Source organism: Halorubrum shenae (assembly GCF_051194165.1).
GTDB lineage: Archaea > Halobacteriota > Halobacteria > Halobacteriales > Haloferacaceae > Halorubrum.
The window spans coordinates 1-1466 of the sequence record NZ_JBLZNI010000044.1 but is presented as its reverse complement, the minus strand read 5'-3'; the positions used below and the strand labels follow the sequence as shown (position 1 = coordinate 1466).

1 protein-coding gene is annotated in these 1466 nt (G+C 60.0%); it reads right to left on the bottom strand.

Going from position 1 to position 1466, the window contains the following annotated elements; translation table 11 throughout:
- Window positions 1-216: 216 nt before the first annotated feature.
- Window positions 217-1389, bottom strand: a complete 1173-nt coding sequence (locus tag ACNS88_RS17550; protein ID WP_435100627.1) for an ISH3 family transposase — start codon at window positions 1387-1389, stop codon at window positions 217-219.
- Window positions 1390-1466: the final 77 nt, after the last annotated feature.

Below are 1466 nucleotides of genomic sequence, written 5' to 3'. Positions count from 1 at the left end.
ATCGTTACTTCTCGAACGAGTCGAGAGAGTGCTGTCTGAACACCACTAAATAGTCACTTTCTGTATGATTTGGCGGTCAGTCTTGGCTGCTACCGCGGCGGAGATCGAGACCGTTCCAATCCACCGCTTCGGACAGACGATCTCACCCGGATTTCGGCGGTCTCTGCCGACAGCTGTCGCTTACCGCCCACCGAACAGGCCGTGGGCTGACCTCGGTCAGCCCGCGGCCGTTGCCTGTGACGCCGGCACACCAACCCCGTTCGCTTTGATCTTCCACCGCCGGCGTAACTCCTCTTCGAGCTCGTGACGAATCCAGTCACAGAACGTCTTGAACGTGAACTCCTCGGGTAGGTCGCGCCCGCCCCGCTGTGGGCGGGCGACGACCGTCCACCGCAGCACCAGCCACAGGTTCTCCAGCAGTGCCGCGACGAGCATGATCGCAAACCGCACGACGGGATCACGCGTCGTCGTGATCCCGCGTGCTTGCCGGAGTAATCGATAGGTCGTTTCGATGCCTGACCGCTTCCTATAGAGGCGTTCGACTTGCTTTGCCGAACGATCAGTAACGCCGCACGCGACGTAGCCGCGGACAACCTCGCCGTGCTTGCCCCGGTCACCGTTCTGGTAGGAGACAGCGACCGCGAGCGGGAAACGGAGTTCCCGCTCGCTGTCCTTGTACATGCGATAGGTCGTCATGTACGACTTGTGGGTGTCGAGTTTGTCCTTCATCCGCTCACCCTTTTTGGGCACGTGAACGACCGTTGCGGCGATATCACGAGCGCGGCGGATGACGCGCTCGTTGTAGAATCCGCTGTCGGCGAGTAGGAGGTCGATCTCGAAGGGATAGTTCTCGACGCGGGCGAGCACGCGCTCGACCGCGTCAGCCTCGTCTTCGTCGTTTCGGACGTACGTCATCGCCAGCGTCACCGGCTTCCCGTTGGAGACGACGTACGCCGTGCAGTAGCGATGGCAGGTGGTTGTGCCGTCTTTTGGAGCCATCGAGCAGAGTTCGCCTTCGTCGGCGTAGTACTCGCCGTGGTAGGGGTTATCGATGAAGTCGATGGAGACGATTCTCGACCGGCCAGGGTCGAGAATCGTCATGGCGAGGCGTCCGAGCAAGAGGTTGGCGACGAACTCAAGCCAGTCTCGGTCAAGCGTGTGCAGCCACGTCAGAACGGTGTCGTCGCACGGTGTGCCGTCGGTATCGTTGCAGGTGTCCCAAATCGAGTTCTGGTTGGTGCAGGCCAAGATGACGACGAGCCAGATGTCGCCGGGGTCGAGGGGGCTCCCCTCGACGCCCGGCAACGGGAGTGGAGAAATGACTTCTTCCGCTACGTCTTTGACATCTGAGGCCGAAAGATAACCGTCTGGATCTGGTATAGTGAACACATCCTGATCCAGACACTTTCTACCGGTCAATGCAACGGATCAATCCGACTGATTACGTCGTTCGTGAAGTACCGACA